This is a genomic window from Legionella busanensis (assembly GCF_900461525.1).
GTDB lineage: Bacteria > Pseudomonadota > Gammaproteobacteria > Legionellales > Legionellaceae > Legionella_C > Legionella_C busanensis.
In genome coordinates, this window is record NZ_UGOD01000001.1 from 2,879,709 (window position 1) to 2,898,220 (window position 18,512).

The following is an 18,512-nucleotide window of genomic DNA, read 5'->3' on the forward strand; positions in this document are numbered from 1 at the left end:
AATGACGTTATTTCCTTTTCAAATGAGCAGTGCGATACCAGGCATTATCTGGCCGCCTGCTCCTCATCCTATGGGTGCTCAGTTATATTATCAACTTCACTATTTTAATTATTCAGAAAAACTGCTACCTACAGAAATTCTAAAAAATCAATTTAGCCAATTGTTAATTTTATTAAATTTTTCACGACAAATGGTTCCTTATTATCAGGATAAATTAGCGCCATTATCTACTTTCCAATCCTGGGAGTCGTTGCAGGAAGCCTGGCAAGAAATTCCTTTGTTAACACGCGAAGATCTGCAACAAGCAAAAGATGCGATTTTTGCAAATCAAGTTCCTGCAGGTCATGAACCTGCAGAGTTATTATCTACAAGTGGGTCAACAGGAAAGCCAGTTACCGTTAAAGGTAATATAGCCACTCAGTTTTACTGGAATGCTATCTCACTTAGAAATCATCTCTGGCATGGTGATGAATTTGATAATTCCTTTGCTAGTATTCGTTATACTGAAAATAAAGATGCGCTCCCACCTTTGGGAACTAAATTTTTATGTTGGAGCCCTGCTACTTATCCAGTTGTTAAAACGGGGCCATGTTATCATCTTACTCTATGCACACCAGAAGAAGAGGTTAAATGGCTTCAACAAATAAATCCACATTATTTAAATTGTAATCCTTCTACATTAAGAGAAATTACGCTTTATCTAGCTAAACAGGGGGTTAAATTGATTAATCTCCAAAAGGTACATACGCATAGCGAAATCGTTGAACCTGGTTTACGAGATTTAATTAAGGAAGTGCTCGGCGTACCTCTCATAGACAACTATTCTTCGAAAGAGTGCGGATATATTGCTTTAGAATGCCCGGTCAGTGGTTATTATCATATTCAATCTGAAAATGTTTTGGTCGAAATATTAGACGAAAATAATAAACCTTGTGTGGTGGATCAGCCGGGACGAGTTATAGTAACCGTACTTCATAATTTTTCTTCACCCTTAATCCGCTATGATATTGGCGATTACGCTATTCCTGGTGACACTTGCTTATGCGGCAGAACCCTTCCAGTATTAAAACGAATTTTAGGAAGAAAACGAAATATATTGTATATGCCAAATGGGCAACGATTTTGGCCAGCGTTTGCTAGTCAGGGTGTTCGGCTAATGGATCTTCTTTCTTGCTCACAATTTCAGGTTGTACAAACTTCATTAACGGAACTGCAAATTAATTTGGTGCGAGCGAGTTCTTTCACAGTTCAAGAGGAAAAGATTATTCGAAACAAACTAAAAATAATTTTTAATTATCCCTTCAATTTCTCTTTTAATTTTGTTGATGCAATTCCCCGCAGTACTGGTGGAAAATTTGAAGATTTTATATCACTTATAAATTAAAAAATTACCTTCTACTTATTTTATAAATATGGTTAAGCTAATTTCACCTAGCATTAGATAATGCTTCAGGCAAATGTAACTCTACAGGTATTGATTCTATATACTGTTGGACTACGTTAGAAAGCATTAATGCCGTTATAGTCAAACTCATTGCACGATGGCCATAAAAGTAGAGGCTCTTTCATTTAGCATTTAAAACGTACGGTCACATAGGGGCCTGCAACTGAAAAATTGCTTTGTACATATTTAACGCTAGAAGTGGATAAAGATCCTGAATCTAAAGCAATAACATTGGTATTTGTTTCATAAGCTGATAAAGGATTAAAATAGACAGTCCCCATATAACCTAACTCGAGGGTAAGTTCAGATTCATTTTGCATGAAATAGCTATAACTTAATCCAATTTTTGCATCAATTTCTGGAACAACTTGTGTAACGCTGGTACTAGATAATTGCTCTCTATTTACAGCAATTCCTATTAAAGCTAAGTCAGAAGAACTCCCTGTAAATTTATACTGTGCAGGTTGCATACTACCAATTAAAACACCACCGGCTACTTGCCCTATAAGATGAAATCCATGATTGATATAATAATTATTAGTTAATCCTAATCGGGGACCTACGCCACTATAGGTCGAGGTGTTATTTAAAGAAAAATTAATTTTTGAGCCCCCATAAAAATTAGAAATTAATTTTTCTTTAATCCAGGCGCTGCCTAAACCGGTAAAAAAGCGAGTTTGTAAACTACAACCAAAATTTATAAATTTACCGATATCTAAATTAACAGCATTATAATTAAAATTTAAAATGGCTTTTGCGCTATTTAAAGAAGCAACGCCGGTGATTTCACCCCCGGTTGGAGGCGTTCCTGTTTGCGAGAAAGGCGAGATCCATTGGGATACAGGCTTAACATTTTTTGCATTTTTATAATTAGCCTGTAATGAAAACCAATTTAATTGTAGATCTGTACCTGAGTTTGCAAAAATATAACGTGCACCTGCTTGAAATCCTACTTTATAATCGGGATTAAACGATTCTATTTGCCACTGCGGTGTAGGAATAGGAAGAACTGTAGTAACGACACCCCAACCTAAATTACTAGCTCCAGGTTCTAGAATAAGCGCACTGAGCGAACCTTCTAAACCTGGCTTTAAATTAGGAATAAACACATTAAGTCTATTATCTGTAGGGCCCATTTCTCCTGCAAAACTACCACTATAAAGACATGATAGAGTCGCCGCCACAACTATTTTAGGCAAGATTTTCATCATAATGCTTTTAATTTCAAATGGTTAAAAAAATAAAGATTAATAATAACTAAATAGTTACTAATTTAATAGTTATTTATAATATTTATCTAAAGATATAAATACTTCACCTAAGAAAATAACAATTAAGCTTAGCCCCCTTTAATTAAATTGCTTAGGTTCACAATCTTTAACTTGGTCAACTTAAAACTTGGCCATGTTTATTTCTAAGTGTTAAAGCACTAAAGAAGCAAATCGCTGCACTAAGGATCAAATACAAGCTAGGCGAAAGATTATTATGAGTGGAGTTAATTAAACTGGTTGCGATTAGCGGCGTAAGTCCGCCAAAAAATGCATAACCAATATTATACGTAATTGCCATGCCCGTATAACGAACTGAGGTAGGAAATAATTCGATAATAGTGCATACATACATGCTCGTACATGCACTTAACAAAGAAACAGAAAACATAACAATGATAACATAGGCAAGTTGTTCTAAAGATAATAAATAAAAGAAAAAATAACTAAATAGGACAAAACATAGAGAACCTAAAAGCAAGAACCGGCGCCTGCCAAATATATCAGAGAGCCAACCAAAGGTAATACAGAAAAAGGAGTTAAGAATTAAAGCGATAGTATTAAGAATATTTATAGTTTCTTTAGGATAATGCAAGATAGATGTTAAATAAGTAGGCAAATAAAGAAAAAGCAGACACACAGTTACGGCATCTAGCCATGTTAGAGCTGCGCCTTGAAAAACTTCCTTTTTATAATTCACAAATACTTCTCGAATAGGGAAAAAATTCTTTTTTGCGGTTGTATTATGTTGTTTAAAAATTGGTGTTTCTACTAAACCTCTACGCAACTTAAAGCTCGCTATTCCCAATAAACCACCAACGATAAAAGGTATTCGCCAACCCCACATTAAAACTTGCTCATGCGTACAAAAATAAAACAAAGCCACGTTAATCATTGAGCCTAAAATTAAGCCTATATTAATACCTAAAAAAATAAGTGCACAACAAATACCTCGACTCTTAGGATTTATATGTTCTCCTGCAAATGTAACGGCACCTGGTATTTCGCCGCCAACCGATAACCCTTGGAGTAAACGTAACAATATAAGTAAAAGTGACGCTTTAATCCCAATATCCTGATAAGTAGGAAGAAGGCCAATTAAAAAAGTGGGTAATGCCATCATAATTAATGTCACTACAAAGGTTTTTTTACGTCCATATTTATCGCCAAAATGACTAAAAATAATTCCGCCTAAGGGACGAATTAAATAGCCTACAGCGAAAACAGCATAAACGCCAATTAAGGAAGCGAGATGATTTGCAGCAGGGAAAAAGAGTTCACTTAATTCACTAGCGAGAAATATATAAATAATAAAATCATAAAATTCTAGCGCCCCACCAAGTGAAGATAAAAATATTAATTTCTTCTCTGCTGCTGAAAATTGTATGCCTGCCATTAGAAAAATCCTATTTCTTTAAAATCCAAAATCCTATACTAACTATGCCTTAGAATTTATGTAATTTACTTGCTCGACTATATCTTGAATTAATTTACAAGCTTGTTGCAAAAGTAAATAATCTTTTGCATAGGAGAATCGTAAATATCCTTTTTTCTCATCAATTCCAAACGCTGAACCAGGTACTATAGCCACTCCCACTGTATATAATATAAAAGATGCTATGTGAGAATCTGTTTTAAAAGTGGTTGTGTTTAACTTATTATGTAAATTAGTAACTTGGTGAGATTTATTATTGAACATAAAGTTGACTTTATCTGGAACCTTTCTATCTATAAAAGGATTAGCACAAGTCAAAACAAAAAAACCATTATCACTTGCAACGCTTTGAAAACCCCAGAATCTAAGCTGTTCATAGATGAAAACTCGATTTCTTTGATAGTCGTGCAAACATTTATTTAACCAAGCTTGATATTTGGCAGTAAGTATTAATTTTTCTTTAATACTGGCTATTAGTGCTTGTTGCATTAATACAGAGATCCCTCCTGTCATCATCATTTGCAGTGTACTCATTTTTTCTATCCATAAAGGATTAGCGCCTATCATTCCTATACGTAACCCCGGTGCTCCAATTAATCCTTTTGAAGCAGAATTAATAACTAAGCAGCGATTTTTAAGATGCGGAGCCACATCAAGAAGCGTAATATGTGGCGAGGTCGTTAACTCCCGATAAACATCATCAATAATGACTGAAAGATATAAATTTTGTTCAAGTATTTTGGCTAAACCGATAAGAAATGATTGTTGCAAATCTATACCCGTTGGATTATTCGGAAAATTTAAAATGAGAACCTTAGTATTAGGAAACTTAATTAGAAAAAATTCTAACTGTTCTATTGAAGGCTGAAAGCCTTGCGCTTCAGTCGGAATTTTAATTAACTGTGCCCCTAATAAATTTAATTGCATTTCATAAATACCAAAGTAAGGCTCAAAGACTAAAACTGAATCATCAGGATTAATTAAAATATTAAAAGCATGCCATAGGGCTTGCGTGGCGCCATAAGTCACCATGACTTCTTTTGTAGAGAAATTAACAAGAGGATAATAATGTTTATAAAGAGCGGTTACTGCTTCTAAACATGAACGCTCGCCCTGAGAAAGTGAATAAGGAAAAGCTAAATCCTTTTTTTGCAGCAATTTGGTCATTGCATCACTTACATTCGGATTAATAGCTAAATGTGGCTCTCCAATACTTAAATCAATAATACTAGGCAACCCTTTTTCAAGGCGCTCTTGATGTATATAAGGTAATTGCGCAAAAATTTCATCAATAGCATTTACCGGTAGGTTTGTTCTATGCGCCAATAAACTTATATCCATATCTTATTTTCGTTTAAAAATTTTAGTTTATTATATAAAATCTACTTAAAGGCTTGAATTAGGTTTAAGTTATCTTTGCCATAGTTAAAATTTATATAGTGCTTACTAAATTTAGTATAAAGCTTAGTAAGCGGCGCTATAGCTTATTATAGCAATAATGCTTAATTGCATCTGCTATAACTTGTATTGCCTTAATAACTCGGTTTTCGTTACGATAAACTAACGCGATTTCTTCTCTATAAACAGGACTTTGGTTAATGCAGATTAATCTTTCTGGATAAAGAGTGCGTGTCATAAGTTTAGGTAGTATACCGATACCGCAACCTTGCGCTGTCATATTGGCAATAACTTCCAAACTATTAATCGTTATGATGCGATCAATTAAAAATCCTTGCTTGCGCCCTCTTACTAATAAATCTTGGGTTTGCTGCAAGCTAGGATCGCATAAAACAATCGCTTCACCAGAATAAATATCTTGTATTTTTCGTTTATTAGGTATTGTCCAGAATGCCATCTCATCATGGCAAAGTTTTCTTATTACTAAATCAGGATGGGATTGGGGATTTATCAAAATCCCGATGTCAATTTTAAAATTAATAATTTGCTCGAGTGTGCGCCTAGAAACATCATGAACTAAATTAATTTCTAATTTCGGATAGGTTTCTAAAAGGCTAGGAAGAAATCCCGAAACAATATCAACTGCGGTGGTTGAGTGACATCCTAATGTATAAGAACCTTGCACTTCAAATTTAGAAGCAAGAGCAAAAGAGCGCGCGTCCTGCCAACAAGTCATTAATTTTTTTACATGAACTAATAATTGTTTTCCACTCTGGGATAGAGCAACACCATGTTGATGGCGAATAAGAAGTTCGGTACCAATTATTTTTTCTAATCGCTTTATAGCTAAACTTAATGCTGGTTGACTTATCCCTAATCGCTCCGAAGCCCTAGACAGACTTAAGGTATGTGCTACTTCTCGAAAGTATTCTAAATCTGTATAGGAAGGAATCATATAAATTCATTTAATAAACTTTGCTAACCTTATAACAGGATCAATTATGAAATTAAATAATAGATAATAATATAAGCTAGATTAGCTTTTGCTCACCTTTACTCAAGCAAACAGAAAGTTTTTTGATTTATACTAATATAAAATAGTTCTTAAAATTAAGGAGGATGGAATGAATAAAGGATATATTATAGTGATAACCCTTTTAAGTACTAATATGGCTTTTGCTGCAGCCGCTACAAGTACCACTACAACAGTTGATCCCGCTACTGGAACTACTATTCAATCAACTACTACCAACGTAGATGATTCCGCAACCACCGTAACTACGCCTGCTGATACTCCAGTAGTAGATACGACTGTTAGTCCAAACATGGAGATAGTTACTCCGGTAGATATAGATAATAATGTACAAATCGTTAATGATAGAGTGAGCATTACCGGTCTGACCACAGCACCTGCATTCACAACAGTAGAGCTTCGTGATGGCGTATATTATTTACCTCCAGCTGTAACGCCAGTAGATGGATTTTATTTCTTAATTGTTGGCGATACAGAGCGAGTTTGTACGGTCAAAAAAATTAAAAAAGTAAAAAAGGTTCGCAAAATATCACCTATGACTACTAAGGTCATGATAAAAAACAAGAAAGTTACTTTATATTGTTATGATAGAACTTATTTTAACTTCTAAGATTTAAATCCATAAGTTAAGCAAGTGTCGGGCAATAAGCCCGATCTACTTTTCTTTTAGTGTAGCTTTCTATGTATAGTTAATTAACTGCCAACCTATTAATACCTTGTTGATTAACCATTTGCCTTTCCTCACTAATTAACTCAATCCATTTTTTTGGGGTAATTTTATTGCTTACTAACAAATTTATAGCCGCACTAGCACTCGTGCTTTGCGTCATAGCGAAATAAAAATAGGCTGTTAGTTTATTGCGAGATAAAGCCCAGTGACTATTGGCTACACTTGCACGCAAAGTAGAAAAATCAACTTGCTCTTTTTTTACTAATTGCTGCATTTTTTGTATAGTTTTAGGGATACATTTATCAAAAAATAATGTTGTACCTTGCTGGTTCCATTCTGCACTTAAGATAATCTTTTTTAAAATAGCCATATCACAAATTTGTTGCTCTGCGGAAACCGGCTCTTCTATTCGTTGCTGAATAGGCATTTGCAACATAGAATGGGTCCACTGTTGGTAATAACTACGACCATAAATTAACATTGCACCCAAAATAAAATCTTTCGCACAAGGCGCTGCCTGCCAGAAAGCATTAAATAAAGCTGAATTTAATTGCTTAAACTTAGGATAAGGATACTCGTTATTATTTGCGCGAATTAAATGAGAGCGAGAGTAAATGATGGTGTCGGTGTCGTACTTAGCTTTAGATTTTGCTTTATATTCGTCTGGCCCAAGGTGAATTTTTTCATCCTTATTAGCTACGCTGCCCTCAACTATTTCCAAATGAAATTTGTGATTTAAATTATGTTTATAGCCAAGAAAATGACAATCAGTCTTTGCTTTGAAAGTATCTGCTATGTGCTGTCTTAATACCGTACCAATTTTAATATTAGGATCATAAAAATCAGGATGCTTAGCTAAATTCATTACCCAGAAAACATTGACCTTATTTTTATTGTCTACTGGGATATCGCGTAATAATATTCCCCAAGAATAACCAATAATTTGATCATTTCTATCTTTGGCAAGAAAGCAAATTGTATCTTTATAATTTAGCAATGCTGATAAGACTGTATCGCCTATTATAGGTAAATCAGCAAAGTTTATCCCATGCGCTAAACAATCTAAGTGCTTGATTTCTTCGATGGCCTTCTGAACGTCAGAAATATTATTACGCTCTAAAAGTTGTACCTCGTTAAAGCCGTATGGCTTACCCTGCATCACTTGCAAGGAAAAATTAAAAGTACAGATGCCATCTAAGCGTTTATCATGTTTAATTTTAAGAGGCGTTTGATTTCGGTTTTCTAATAAATCAGTCCATAGTTGACAAATTTCTCTAATAAGCTCATCGTCTGAGTTGTTATCGCGCAAATTTATTAACTGTAATGTTAAACGATGTAGATATTCTGTGTGAACATAAATTGCATGATTATTTAAGTCCACCACAGATTTTGCCGTCATTAATTTTTGTATTTCTGCTAAATGATAATCATAAGGTTGTATATATAATTTTACTGCCTCTTCAAATAAATTCCATTTACGCGCCAGCACTTCAATTTTGGTATAAGACATCATGAATTCCCTATAATAAATCTGGAAATAAATCATATAATGCTGCTATAGCGCTCACAATAGTTCTTAATTAATTTTTCGGAAGCAGCCGGAACCTATAATACCAATACTATTATTGAGACATTGTGATAATTTGATCATAGTAAGATAGATATTTATCAGAATTCAATGAAGAGTAGTTTAGGTTTTTAATTAATGGTGTTACAAATAATGATAGTTCTATCCATCAGTGTTCCACCTGACTTTGGATCGACCAATTTTGGAAATTCCGTAATAGTTTCGACTACCTCGCCTGCTCTCTCTCCGCAAGCCACAATAATGACAATATCAACATCTGAGTAACGCGCAATTAAATTTTGTAATACCGTTTTACCAGCGCCAAAAGGGCCCAGTATTACTTATAATCATCCTTGATTTGTTACATTTTAACTTAAGCTGTTACTATTATATGGCATTTTAATCGCTTGCAACTAAGTATTATCTAACTTTCAACTGTTTTTTGATATCACCCACTAAGGTAGTTTGGTTAGGATCGATAGATAGAGTAGGTTTTCCTTCTCTAAAATCTAAAGTATTTAAATCAAGCCAGATGAGATTTGGTGTTGTTGTTGGACTAAAATAATAAGTTTTTTTAGTTAAATCAGCAACGGAGACCCAGCGGGTAGGCCAAGCATCTTCAGTCTTATTACCAGAGGTATCAACTGCGCCAAAAGGTACCATCGCTGTTCTAATCACAGATAAAATACCAGCTACTGCTTCTTGTGTATGATTAGGTTTAGGAAGTGTTTTTAGATAAGTTGCAACTCTTACAAAGCGACTTAAGGGATCACTATCGCCAGGCAACGGTAGGTTTCCACCAAAGGATTTATAGCGTTTTAAATTATCTAATTGAATATTATAGGCGGGTTCATTGGTCATCGTTGTATATTGTGGTCCATGATAAATTACTTTCTTGCCGTTAATAAATTCAATGACTGCAGCATCTCCTGAAGCATCTTGGATATTAAGATGCAAAGGCCATTTTTGATTAAAAACTACTGTTTCGATAATTTGAAATTTATCGGTAGCTGCTACAACTTCATTTACTGTTTTATAATTATCAAGAATATATTGTGCCCATAGGGTATTTGATATGGCCGGAAGATTTTTATCTCTTGCCTCATAACTAGACCCTGTTAGATATAAAAGGTGAGCAGCTAAACCATGCTCATTTATTCCATCAGAAACAGCCGAGGAATTAAACTCACTGACAACTACACTGCCATATTTTGATTTCCACTGTAAGGAATTGTCACCTGCGTCGCCATGGCGAGTTGTTCCGCGCGGGTAAACAATAATGTGTGGCATATCGGGCGTAAATAAATCAACAGATCGAGCAACCACCTTAGCTTCTGGGTTGTTATTCCAAAATACGGTAGTACAGCTGTAAGCAGTAGCTACATTTAAAAATAAACAACTATACAGTAATATTCCTTTATTCATTTTAATTCCCTGATATTAAAATTTTATTTATTAAAAAGTAGTCTACTAAAAAGACTATCTGATAGTTATTGTAGACTTGATGAAGCAACGCGTAATTAAGTTTGCAATCTTTAAATATCATCGATAATTTTTAATATGGCAATCTATTTTTCGCATCTTAAGTATACTAAATGGAATGAGAATTGATATAAAAGAAGCTTTTTGCAGTATGCTAGCTAGGTCCTATGCTGGATTTGCGCTGGTGTATCGTTTGAAGGTTGCTGAGGACAATACTGAGATAAAAACTTTTCAGCGAAATCGTACAAACCAGGTCTTTTATCTTTCTTACTAAGTAGAGAAGGTTGTTGGAGTAAAAATGCTTGGGATTTTTTAATGAATTTCTGTTCAAGACTTTCGGGTAGGCCTAAGTAACGTAATTGTTTTAAATAAAATTGAATTTCAATAATATCTGCTAACTTTATACCTTTTTTTCTAAGATAACTACTAATTGATTTTATATCTTCTAATTCCGGTGCATATTTCTGTAGAAACTTTTCTAAGGTTAAATGTCGGTTGCGTTTAATATTATGATGAATTTTTATATTAGGGTGAGCTTTATGTTTCTGCAAAAAATCCTCATATTGAACGAGCTTTAAAAGTGCCGGTGGCGATTTTATAAAAAATGCTTGTTCTGATCTGCCAGAAGGCCTATGTTTATAACTTAATTTTAAAATTGTATTTATTAAGCTTGGAATAAAATATTTGCCGGTGTTCAGATTTTTTCCTAAAAATTCTCTTAAAAAAACTAATGCATCAGTGTGACAAGAATATAAATCCATCTGTCGCAAATCTTCTATTTGCAGTACTCTTATACCTAATTGACTTAATTTTTTTACGTTACTGTCATCTGGAACAAGTCCTAAGGAGTCACCATAAATGATTGCCTCGTTCCTGCCCTCACGAACATAAACAATTGGTATAGAATGCTCATCATTTGACAGTATAAATCCTTGCCTTAAATCACCATGTACATCTCTACGTAATTTTTTGATGAAGTCTAAAACTTCTTTAACATCATTTGTAGTTAAAATTTTTACGCCATATTTTTTCGTATAAAATTCTGTGACCAAATCAATACCATTGCCGGTCAGTTTAACTCCAACAGGTCCTGTATAATATTTGTATGAATATTCAATAGAATAATATTGTTTTGGGTCAAAACGTTTTAATGCTGTTGATTGCATCAGCGTCCATAATTTTCTTAAATAGTACCTTAAGTATAGCTATTTTAAGAATGCCTGATATGTACATTAATCTATACTTCCACAGCACCGTAACTTAGGTATAAGAGTAAGTCATAATTTATATAAGAAATTTTTTGAAAATATTTTCCTAAACTTAGTAAGATTTTTTACTAGCTGATTTAGTATGGATTATAAATTTATAATTACTCTTATTATCAATCAATTCCTCAATCAAATTTGATATCGTATAATAATTTATGCGCCTATTGCTGATTTAAATTAAAGATAATGAGAACAATACTATTATTAATTGGGTCTAATATTTTTATGACTTTTGCTTGGTATGGTCATCTAAAAAATTTAAACAACAAACCTTTGTATATTACTATTTTAATAAGTTGGGGAGTGGCTTTTTTTGAATATACATTACAAGTGCCTGCTAATCGTATTGGTTATACTGAGTTTAATCTTGGTCAATTAAAAATAATTCAAGAAATTATTACTATCTGCGTCTTTGCAATGTTTGCTTATTTTTATATGAATAAGCCCTTAGGCATTAATTTTCTTTACGCAGGTCTTTGCATGTGTGGCGCAGCTTATTTTATTTTCAGAAATTAACAACATATGAGACAACCCTAACTAGGTTTATACTTAAGTTGTTATAATATTTTCATTTTAAATATGCTGATTATTTAAAATGTAGGGCTCTGGAAATTATAATTGGCTCTTTGCAAAAAGTTCATTTGTAAAATCAAAAAAAATATTTTTTACTTGCATAGCTAAAAGAAACCAAACTATTCATTAACTACTAAATTAATAGTAAATTTTTGCAATTGAGCCTAATAAACTAAACAAAAAAGAGTATTAAGAAGAGTTATTATGAAAATAACATATCAAAATCAATCATTCGAACGGAAAAATAGTAATGTTTGTGTGGTAACGGAATATCCTAACCTAGATAAGAACCTTGATTTTGCGATAGTAAATATTTCAGGGCGCTACCCTGACCAGAAGTATGCAATGAATAAAGCATGTAAAGAAATCGTTTATATCCAAAATGGAACAGGAAAGGTTATAGTTAACAATAATGAATATTTATTAAATACGGGTGATATTGTTTTAATTGAGGCTGGTGAAAAATATTATTGGGAAGGTAATATGACACTTTATATCGCTTGCAATCCTGCTTTTAATATTGATCAGCATCATATTGTTGATTAATTTTACATTGAACTTATAAATACCGTGCTAAAGCAAAAAATCGGTTTTTCCATAAGGACGCTACTCTTAACAGACCAAAATAATCTATGATTTCGCAAAGATAGGATTTAAATAGTTAAACTGTAGTGAGGATATCGCTAAAAGGAAGGGTCAATTTGCTGCTCGACTCTTTTTTCAATATTTTTATTGTATCCAGCTGAAAAATAAATGACTGTACCATCCCAGATTTTATTAAAATCATCAAATTTTAAAAAGATATTTGATCCACCCCACGGATCATCGATTACAACTTGATCTTTTACTATCCCTTTGACTACCATCATATGCCCTCTAATTTTATTAGTTCTAACAATCAATGGGCCAAAATTATATAAATAATGAGCAAGGTGGCCAGGTGATACTTCGTTGATCAGCCTTTTCATATTAGCGTCTTTTTTAAGATTAATATCTTTTAAGAAATCACTATACGTTCCTAGTTCTATCGAGTTTTTTCCTGAAAATAATTTAATTTTCCGTTTATCATAGTTAAATTTTAGTTCTTTTCGTAAATTCGCCAAGATATCATAATTTAGTTCCTCACACTTTCGGATATGATAATCTATTAACATTTTTATAGATGTATCAGCGCAGTCAAAAACACGTGGCTGATGATAATAGAGCAAATCTTCATAAAGTATGTCACCTGAACAAAAAAGTTCATCTGTTTCTACACATTCTGTTAAAGCAAGTTTATCAAAAGCCGTGGCTAAATGATCCTTAGAACTTTTACCAAAAAATATTGATGCCCCTTTATTTAGGGCCCAATTAGCTCTTGTATATATTTCCTCCTTTACGTCTGGAGCGTCCATTGGTAAAATTAATTTATCCCCATACTTTATTTCCTCAAACTCTATATCCCGTATTAGGTTGTCAACATCGGTATACCTGATAATATTTAGAGGGGATTTTTTATTTTCAGTAGCACAAGCAATATGTGTAGATGATGCTATGGGAATTAATTGCGAAGCGGCTTTCTTAAGCTGTTTTAAAGAATTTACAAATTTAATACCTGTACAATAAGTTATGGCTTTTGAAACAACTAATTCTTCAAACTGAGTAATATCAATGACTTGGTTAATTCTTATAATTGCATAAAACATTATGCATACCTTAATCCTATGCCTCTTTACATTTATTAATTATAGTAGTTATGACTAGAGATGCTTATTAATGCTTGCATTTATCGCCTAAATTAAAGCTTAATACTTTTTTTAAACTTAAATTACAAAAAATATGAGATATTTAAGGGTAAGACATAAAAGAAAAGTCTTAAAATCGTAAAAGATAGTTAAATAGTATAGTCTTTATGAGGCAGTATTTAATTGATCAGGATGCCATTCTCCAAAAGGCTATCCATATTTTTTATCTATTATGTTTTCTACAGCTGACAATACTTACAGGCTATGCTAGTTACAAATTGCAAGCGCCCTCTTGATATCTAGTTCATAAAGAAGATAATGATGATTTAGAGTTTATGTCGCTGATAGGCATTTAGTAGGATGTATTTATGATTAGTATTTATAATCTCAAACCCGCATTTCAAAATCTGCTAAGACCTGCTTCCAATTGGCTAGCTAGGCAAAATATAACACCAAATCAAGTCACGGTTGCCGCGATATTATTATCATTTTTTTGCGGTTTATTGATAAGCTTCTATCCCCAAGCCCACGGGGTGTGGTTGTTAATTCCATTAGCATTGTTACTACGCATGATTTTGAATGCAATAGATGGTATGTTGGCCCGTGAACATCAAATGCAAAGCGCATTAGGAACCTTTCTCAATGAGTTAGGTGACGTATTATCTGATACATTTCTTTATTTACCTTTCGCCTTAGTTCCAAGTATTGCACCTTTACTTATCATCAGTATTGTGATACTAGCTATTATTTCTGAAATGACTGGTGTTATTGCTATTCAAATTGGTGCAAAGCGTCGTTATGATGGTCCTATGGGTAAAAGTGATCGCGCTTTTGTTTTTGGCATGTTAAGCCTGTTATTTGGTTTTGGCATTCAAGCTCCTTTGGTTATAAACATGATATTGGGCATCATGATCTGTATGCTCGTGCTGACTATTAGGAATCGTATTAATCAAGCTTTAATAGAGGTGCAATCATGACTGTTAGTATGAATAATCATATTATTGTTGCGATTATGGCCGCATGGGGATTACTCATCACAGCGTCAGCAACTATTGGCGTTTTAGCTAAAGCTTATCCCAAAAACAATCACCAAGAGTTAATACAGCGCACCAAAAGTTGGTGGATCATGTTAGGTGTTTTTACCCTTGCCATGACCATTCATCGTAATATCTCCTTTGCTTTTCTTGGAATGCTTAGTTTTCTGGCCTTAAAAGAATATTTTTCAATGATTCCAACGCGCGAAGTAGATAGAAAAGTGCTTCTATGGGCCTATTTAGCAATCCCTATCCAATATTATTTAGCTGCAGTTGGTTGGTATGGGATGTTCATCATTTTTATTCCCGTCTATATGTTTTTGTTTATTCCTTTTAGATTATTAATAAATCAGCAGCCGCAGGGTTTTCTCAAAGCAGCCGGAACAATTCAATGGGGATTAATGATTACGGTATTTGCTTTAAGCCATATGGCCTATTTGTTAGCCCTACCCAATATTCCTGAAACAGCGAGCACAGGCGCAGGACTGCTTTTTTATTTAGTATTTCTCACCCAATTTAATGATGTTGCCCAATATACTTGTGGAAAACTATTTGGAAAACATAAAATTATTCCAGCTATTAGCCCTAAAAAAACCTGGGAAGGATTTATTGGCGGCATGATCATAACTATTGGTTGTGCAATACTATTGTATCCATTGCTCACGCCATTTACCCTATACCTTGCGATCTATTCCGGATTAATTATAAGCGCAGCTGGTTTTGTTGGGGACATTACTATTTCAGCCATTAAACGTGATCTATCCATTAAAGACACAGGCAGTTTAATTCCCGGTCATGGTGGTATTCTTGATAGAATAGATAGCCTAACTTATGCAGCGCCTATATTCTTTCATTTAGTGTATCGATTATATTTTTAAGGAGTAAATAGGTGAACTTTATTATTAAGTGCTTACGCTATTTATTTTTTGCAATCTTTGTAAGATTTATTATATTTGTCCTTATAGGAGCAAAAGTTAGAAACCGAGAAAAATTACCCAAAGAGGGTCCGGCAGTTATTGTGGCAAATCATAATAGTCATTTAGATACGTTAATGCTAGTTAGTTTGTTTAAATTAAAATTACTGGATAAAATTCATCCCGTAGCTGCTGCTGATTATTTTATGAGAACCGGTTTTTTTACTTGGTTTTCTAAAAAAATCATTGGCATTATTCCAATTAATAGGCAAAGAAAAACTAAAAAAGAAAATCCTTTAATTCCGTGCTATCAAGCTTTAGATAACAATGAAATATTAATTTTATTTCCTGAAGGGACGCGCGGTGATCCAGAAAAAATGTCTGAATTTAAAAAAGGTATTTCATTTATAGCTGAACGTTATCCTCATGTTCCTATTACATCCGTTTTTATGTATGGACTCGGTAAAGCGCTTCCTAAAGGTAAACGTTTATTAGTGCCATTTGCATGTGATGTTTTAGTAGGCGATTCTATTTATTGGCAAGGTGATAGAACACAATTTATGAATCAACTTAATAAAGAATATGAGATATTATCTGCAGAGATAAGTAAACCAGATTTCAACACTTTTTAGCTAAAAATTAATAGACCTATTTCTCGTTAGATTTTTCTAAGGTTTATTTTTATACTTCCTAAATCAGATACTTTGTTCACTACAACAGACGATTGATACCTATATCAAACAAGGCAATTGCTGTAATCCAAATCAGCATGAGTATTAACGACATTCTAGCCGGATATTGAGCACTAAAAGATTTTGTGTAGTGCCGTATAACACTCGTTACTCCCAACACAAAACTAAAACGAATAAATCGAGATAACAAGCCTACTATAATGAATTTAGTAAGTGCTATACCGCCTATGGCGCCAATACCCACAAATAACTTATAGGGAATGCCACTCCATGCGCCAATAATAATAGTTAGGGGATCATTTATTGTTTTATTTACAAAATTAATATTGTGTGGTGTATGAAAAGGCATGGTTTTAACATAAGCAAGCCAATCTGTAGGAAGCTCCCTTGCCCAAAAGAAAGTCGTAAGTGTGCCTAAGAGTGAACCTAATATACCTATGCTTATAAACCGCCGCCAATACTGCGGGAAATAAATAAAAGCAATCCCGATACTAATATCGGGAGCCACCCACCAACATGTTGCTTCAAGAAATGTCCAACAAAGAATGCTAAGGTATAATAAAACAATCATACCTTAGCTTCACTTTGTTTATATTCATTGTCCTTACGCTCAACGTTGCCTACTCTTGCCAAGTTGTGGTGAGCCTTGGTGAAAGTATCTGTTGCCATTGCAGCACTAATTGAGAGTTCCCCTGCTAGACACAAAGCCGCCGCCACTTCTGCAAATGCGTTAGCATTACCTGCACCACTTAACCCCATCATATCAAGGCAAGCCTTTTGTGTAGGCAGTTGCGTACCGCCCCCAACAGTGCCAACCATAATATTGGGTAAAGTGACTGAGGCATATAAATCACCATTTTTAGTTTTTTCAAAACGAGTCAAACCTATTGATGATTCAGAAACACACGCTGCATCTTGTCCACAAGCAATATATAATGCAGCAAGAGCATTAGCGTAGTGGCCTTGTGCCCCAATCGTGCCTGACAATTTAGCGCCTGTAGAAGTAATCGTAAAGAAACGAACCATCTCATCTACCGTAATATGCAATTGCTTTTGCAAGAGTGATTCAGGAATCGTTACCTCAACCACAACTTTACGTCCGCGTACATTTTGAAATGCTTGCACTGACGCCTTCTTATCCCCTGACATATTCGATTCAATAAAGGCGTATTGTGGTTGCACAGGTGAGTTTTCACGAATGTAATCAAATGCAGCTTGAGTTGCAATGGTCACCATATTTTGGCCTGATGCATCGCCTGTTTCATAATCAAAACTCATAAAAACTTGATTACCCTCTATGGTGTATCTCAGATCAACAAGTTTTCCAAAGCGTGTGGTTAGTTCTGCCTTGGCTTTTATATTAGAGTAATTTTCATTCATCCAAATTAAAAACTGTCCAACTTGGGTTAGATTTTCAAAAGCAAAAACGGGACAACGGTTGACTAAGGCATTTATTAAGATAGCTCTGCAACCACCTGCGTCACTGATTATTTTTGTGCCTCTGTTATAGGACGCAACCAGAGCCGCTTCAGTTGTGGCAAGAGGTATAAGGTAATCACCATTTGCAAATAATCCATTTATGCGAATAGGTCCTGCAAGACCAATTGGGACCTTAACAAAGCCTAAAAAATTTTCAATATTTTTTGTGTAAGTAGCAAGATCGTATTCAACGTTATTACTCATGAGGAGAGATTTTGTTTCTGCAGGTAAATTAATATTTTCCCATCGTGCAGCATATGCTGCAGGATCATTGCCAACAGCTGGTCGGATTTGCTTAACTTGTTTTGAATCTAGACGCTCTTTTAGACTATTTTCTTCATGGTTTAATATAAATTTTTCAAGGAAAGCACGGGTGTGTTGATGATTAGTTGGCATAATTCATGTCTCATTTTTATAAACTTGTTTGTAGATACAGGAAACCTATGCCAGTGTCAATCCTTATACTTACTTCTACTTGTAGTACCCAGTACTCCTAAATATACATAAACTTTTTAATTTGCAAGATAAACA

At 34.0% G+C, this 18,512-nt stretch carries 18 protein-coding genes; 7 read left to right on the forward strand and 11 right to left on the reverse strand.

Annotated elements, in window-relative coordinates:
- Nucleotide 1: 1 nt before the first annotated feature.
- Nucleotides 2-1,384 (forward strand): phenylacetate--CoA ligase family protein, encoded by a 1,383-nt coding sequence (locus DYH30_RS12705; RefSeq protein ID WP_115332015.1) that lies wholly within the window; start codon nucleotides 2-4, stop codon nucleotides 1,382-1,384.
- Nucleotides 1,385-1,569: 185 nt separating this feature from the next.
- Here the strand turns inward: DYH30_RS12705 and DYH30_RS12710 are convergent, their stop codons facing one another.
- From DYH30_RS12710 to DYH30_RS12725, 4 genes are all read right to left on the reverse strand, one after another.
- Entirely contained in the window at nucleotides 1,570-2,655 is a 1,086-nt protein-coding gene (locus tag DYH30_RS12710) for an Lpg1974 family pore-forming outer membrane protein (protein ID WP_242604741.1), read from the reverse strand.
- A 175-nt stretch (nucleotides 2,656-2,830) separates the two neighbouring features.
- The gene (locus DYH30_RS12715) at nucleotides 2,831-4,108 is read right to left on the reverse strand and encodes an MFS transporter (protein ID WP_115332017.1); all 1,278 of its coding nucleotides are present in this window, start codon (nucleotides 4,106-4,108) and stop codon (nucleotides 2,831-2,833) included.
- A 42-nt stretch (nucleotides 4,109-4,150) separates the two neighbouring features.
- Nucleotides 4,151-5,488 carry a pyridoxal phosphate-dependent aminotransferase gene (locus DYH30_RS12720; protein WP_115332018.1) on the reverse strand — a complete coding sequence of 446 codons (1,338 nt, stop codon included), beginning with the start codon at nucleotides 5,486-5,488 and terminating at the stop codon, nucleotides 4,151-4,153.
- A gap of 136 nt (nucleotides 5,489-5,624) precedes the next feature.
- Entirely contained in the window at nucleotides 5,625-6,500 is an 876-nt protein-coding gene (locus tag DYH30_RS12725; protein ID WP_115332019.1) for a LysR family transcriptional regulator, read from the reverse strand.
- Nucleotides 6,501-6,690: 190 nt separating this feature from the next.
- Here DYH30_RS12725 and DYH30_RS12730 point away from each other — a divergent pair, with 190 nt between their 5' ends.
- Nucleotides 6,691-7,188, forward strand: a complete 498-nt coding sequence (locus DYH30_RS12730) for a hypothetical protein (protein ID WP_242604742.1) — start codon at nucleotides 6,691-6,693, stop codon at nucleotides 7,186-7,188.
- A gap of 79 nt (nucleotides 7,189-7,267) precedes the next feature.
- Here the strand turns inward: DYH30_RS12730 and DYH30_RS12735 are convergent, their stop codons facing one another.
- The 4 genes from DYH30_RS12735 to DYH30_RS12750 all read right to left on the reverse strand — a co-directional run bounded on the left by DYH30_RS12735 (nucleotide 7,268) and on the right by DYH30_RS12750 (nucleotide 11,463).
- A complete protein-coding gene (locus DYH30_RS12735) occupies nucleotides 7,268-8,758 on the reverse strand; it encodes a hypothetical protein (RefSeq protein WP_115332021.1) in 1,491 nt (496 codons plus the stop codon).
- 188 nt (nucleotides 8,759-8,946) lie between these two features.
- Nucleotides 8,947-9,153, reverse strand: a complete 207-nt coding sequence (locus DYH30_RS12740; protein WP_341273188.1) for a hypothetical protein — start codon at nucleotides 9,151-9,153, stop codon at nucleotides 8,947-8,949.
- Between the two features lie 82 nt (nucleotides 9,154-9,235).
- A complete protein-coding gene (locus DYH30_RS12745; protein ID WP_115332022.1) occupies nucleotides 9,236-10,240 on the reverse strand; it encodes a linear amide C-N hydrolase in 1,005 nt (334 codons plus the stop codon).
- Nucleotides 10,241-10,455: 215 nt separating this feature from the next.
- A complete protein-coding gene (locus DYH30_RS12750) occupies nucleotides 10,456-11,463 on the reverse strand; it encodes a hypothetical protein (protein WP_115332023.1) in 1,008 nt (335 codons plus the stop codon).
- Nucleotides 11,464-11,751: 288 nt separating this feature from the next.
- On the opposite strand from DYH30_RS12750, the gene DYH30_RS12755 reads away from it, so the two are divergent.
- Together DYH30_RS12755 and DYH30_RS12760 are read left to right on the forward strand one after the other, a co-directional pair.
- The gene (locus tag DYH30_RS12755) at nucleotides 11,752-12,081 is read left to right on the forward strand and encodes a DMT family protein (protein ID WP_115332024.1); all 330 of its coding nucleotides are present in this window, start codon (nucleotides 11,752-11,754) and stop codon (nucleotides 12,079-12,081) included.
- A 261-nt stretch (nucleotides 12,082-12,342) separates the two neighbouring features.
- Nucleotides 12,343-12,684: an AraC family ligand binding domain-containing protein gene (locus DYH30_RS12760; protein ID WP_115332025.1), complete on the forward strand. Its 342-nt coding sequence runs from the start codon at nucleotides 12,343-12,345 to the stop codon at nucleotides 12,682-12,684.
- Nucleotides 12,685-12,821: 137 nt separating this feature from the next.
- Here the strand turns inward: DYH30_RS12760 and DYH30_RS12765 are convergent, their stop codons facing one another.
- Nucleotides 12,822-13,823 carry a cysteine peptidase family C39 domain-containing protein gene (locus DYH30_RS12765; protein WP_115332026.1) on the reverse strand — a complete coding sequence of 334 codons (1,002 nt, stop codon included), beginning with the start codon at nucleotides 13,821-13,823 and terminating at the stop codon, nucleotides 12,822-12,824.
- A 407-nt stretch (nucleotides 13,824-14,230) separates the two neighbouring features.
- On the opposite strand from DYH30_RS12765, the gene DYH30_RS12770 reads away from it, so the two are divergent.
- Genes DYH30_RS12770 through DYH30_RS12780 form a run of 3 tightly spaced genes read left to right on the forward strand, consistent with a single transcriptional unit; the run spans nucleotide 14,231 to nucleotide 16,442 of the window.
- Complete coding sequence (locus tag DYH30_RS12770; RefSeq protein ID WP_115332027.1) at nucleotides 14,231-14,839, forward strand: CDP-alcohol phosphatidyltransferase family protein; 609 nt, start codon at nucleotides 14,231-14,233, stop codon at nucleotides 14,837-14,839.
- On the forward strand, nucleotides 14,836-15,774 hold the full coding sequence (locus DYH30_RS12775; protein ID WP_207385789.1) for a phosphatidate cytidylyltransferase: 939 nt from the start codon (nucleotides 14,836-14,838) through the stop codon (nucleotides 15,772-15,774). Before DYH30_RS12770 ends, DYH30_RS12775 begins: the two co-directional genes overlap by 4 nt.
- An 11-nt stretch (nucleotides 15,775-15,785) precedes the next feature.
- Nucleotides 15,786-16,442 (forward strand): lysophospholipid acyltransferase family protein, encoded by a 657-nt coding sequence (locus DYH30_RS12780; protein ID WP_207385790.1) that lies wholly within the window; start codon nucleotides 15,786-15,788, stop codon nucleotides 16,440-16,442.
- Between the two features lie 79 nt (nucleotides 16,443-16,521).
- On the opposite strand, the gene DYH30_RS12785 is transcribed toward DYH30_RS12780, so the two are convergent.
- Together DYH30_RS12785 and DYH30_RS12790 are read right to left on the reverse strand one after the other, a co-directional pair.
- On the reverse strand, nucleotides 16,522-17,073 hold the full coding sequence (locus tag DYH30_RS12785; RefSeq protein ID WP_115332028.1) for a hypothetical protein: 552 nt from the start codon (nucleotides 17,071-17,073) through the stop codon (nucleotides 16,522-16,524).
- The gene (locus DYH30_RS12790) at nucleotides 17,070-18,377 is read right to left on the reverse strand and encodes a hydroxymethylglutaryl-CoA reductase (RefSeq protein ID WP_115332029.1); all 1,308 of its coding nucleotides are present in this window, start codon (nucleotides 18,375-18,377) and stop codon (nucleotides 17,070-17,072) included. The genes DYH30_RS12785 and DYH30_RS12790 overlap by 4 nt, the downstream gene beginning before the upstream one ends.
- Nucleotides 18,378-18,512 lie beyond the last annotated feature (135 nt).

What these genes read in the sequence shown, in the direction of transcription:
- DYH30_RS12705 (WP_115332015.1), top strand. Translation starts at nt 2, where the DNA reads ATGACGTTATTTCCTTTTCAAATGAGCAGTGCGATACCAGGCATTATC.
- DYH30_RS12710 (WP_242604741.1), bottom strand. Translation starts at nt 2,655, where the DNA reads ATGATGAAAATCTTGCCTAAAATAGTTGTGGCGGCGACTCTATCATGT.
- DYH30_RS12715 (WP_115332017.1), bottom strand. Translation starts at nt 4,108, where the DNA reads ATGGCAGGCATACAATTTTCAGCAGCAGAGAAGAAATTAATATTTTTA.
- DYH30_RS12720 (WP_115332018.1), bottom strand. Translation starts at nt 5,488, where the DNA reads ATGGATATAAGTTTATTGGCGCATAGAACAAACCTACCGGTAAATGCT.
- DYH30_RS12725 (WP_115332019.1), bottom strand. Translation starts at nt 6,500, where the DNA reads ATGATTCCTTCCTATACAGATTTAGAATACTTTCGAGAAGTAGCACAT.
- DYH30_RS12735 (WP_115332021.1), bottom strand. Translation starts at nt 8,758, where the DNA reads ATGTCTTATACCAAAATTGAAGTGCTGGCGCGTAAATGGAATTTATTT.
- DYH30_RS12745 (WP_115332022.1), bottom strand. Translation starts at nt 10,240, where the DNA reads ATGAATAAAGGAATATTACTGTATAGTTGTTTATTTTTAAATGTAGCT.
- DYH30_RS12750 (WP_115332023.1), bottom strand. Translation starts at nt 11,463, where the DNA reads ATGCAATCAACAGCATTAAAACGTTTTGACCCAAAACAATATTATTCT.
- DYH30_RS12755 (WP_115332024.1), top strand. Translation starts at nt 11,752, where the DNA reads ATGAGAACAATACTATTATTAATTGGGTCTAATATTTTTATGACTTTT.
- DYH30_RS12760 (WP_115332025.1), top strand. Translation starts at nt 12,343, where the DNA reads ATGAAAATAACATATCAAAATCAATCATTCGAACGGAAAAATAGTAAT.
- DYH30_RS12765 (WP_115332026.1), bottom strand. Translation starts at nt 13,823, where the DNA reads ATGTTTTATGCAATTATAAGAATTAACCAAGTCATTGATATTACTCAG.
- DYH30_RS12770 (WP_115332027.1), top strand. Translation starts at nt 14,231, where the DNA reads ATGATTAGTATTTATAATCTCAAACCCGCATTTCAAAATCTGCTAAGA.
- DYH30_RS12775 (WP_207385789.1), top strand. Translation starts at nt 14,836, where the DNA reads ATGACTGTTAGTATGAATAATCATATTATTGTTGCGATTATGGCCGCA.
- DYH30_RS12785 (WP_115332028.1), bottom strand. Translation starts at nt 17,073, where the DNA reads ATGATTGTTTTATTATACCTTAGCATTCTTTGTTGGACATTTCTTGAA.
- DYH30_RS12790 (WP_115332029.1), bottom strand. Translation starts at nt 18,377, where the DNA reads ATGCCAACTAATCATCAACACACCCGTGCTTTCCTTGAAAAATTTATA.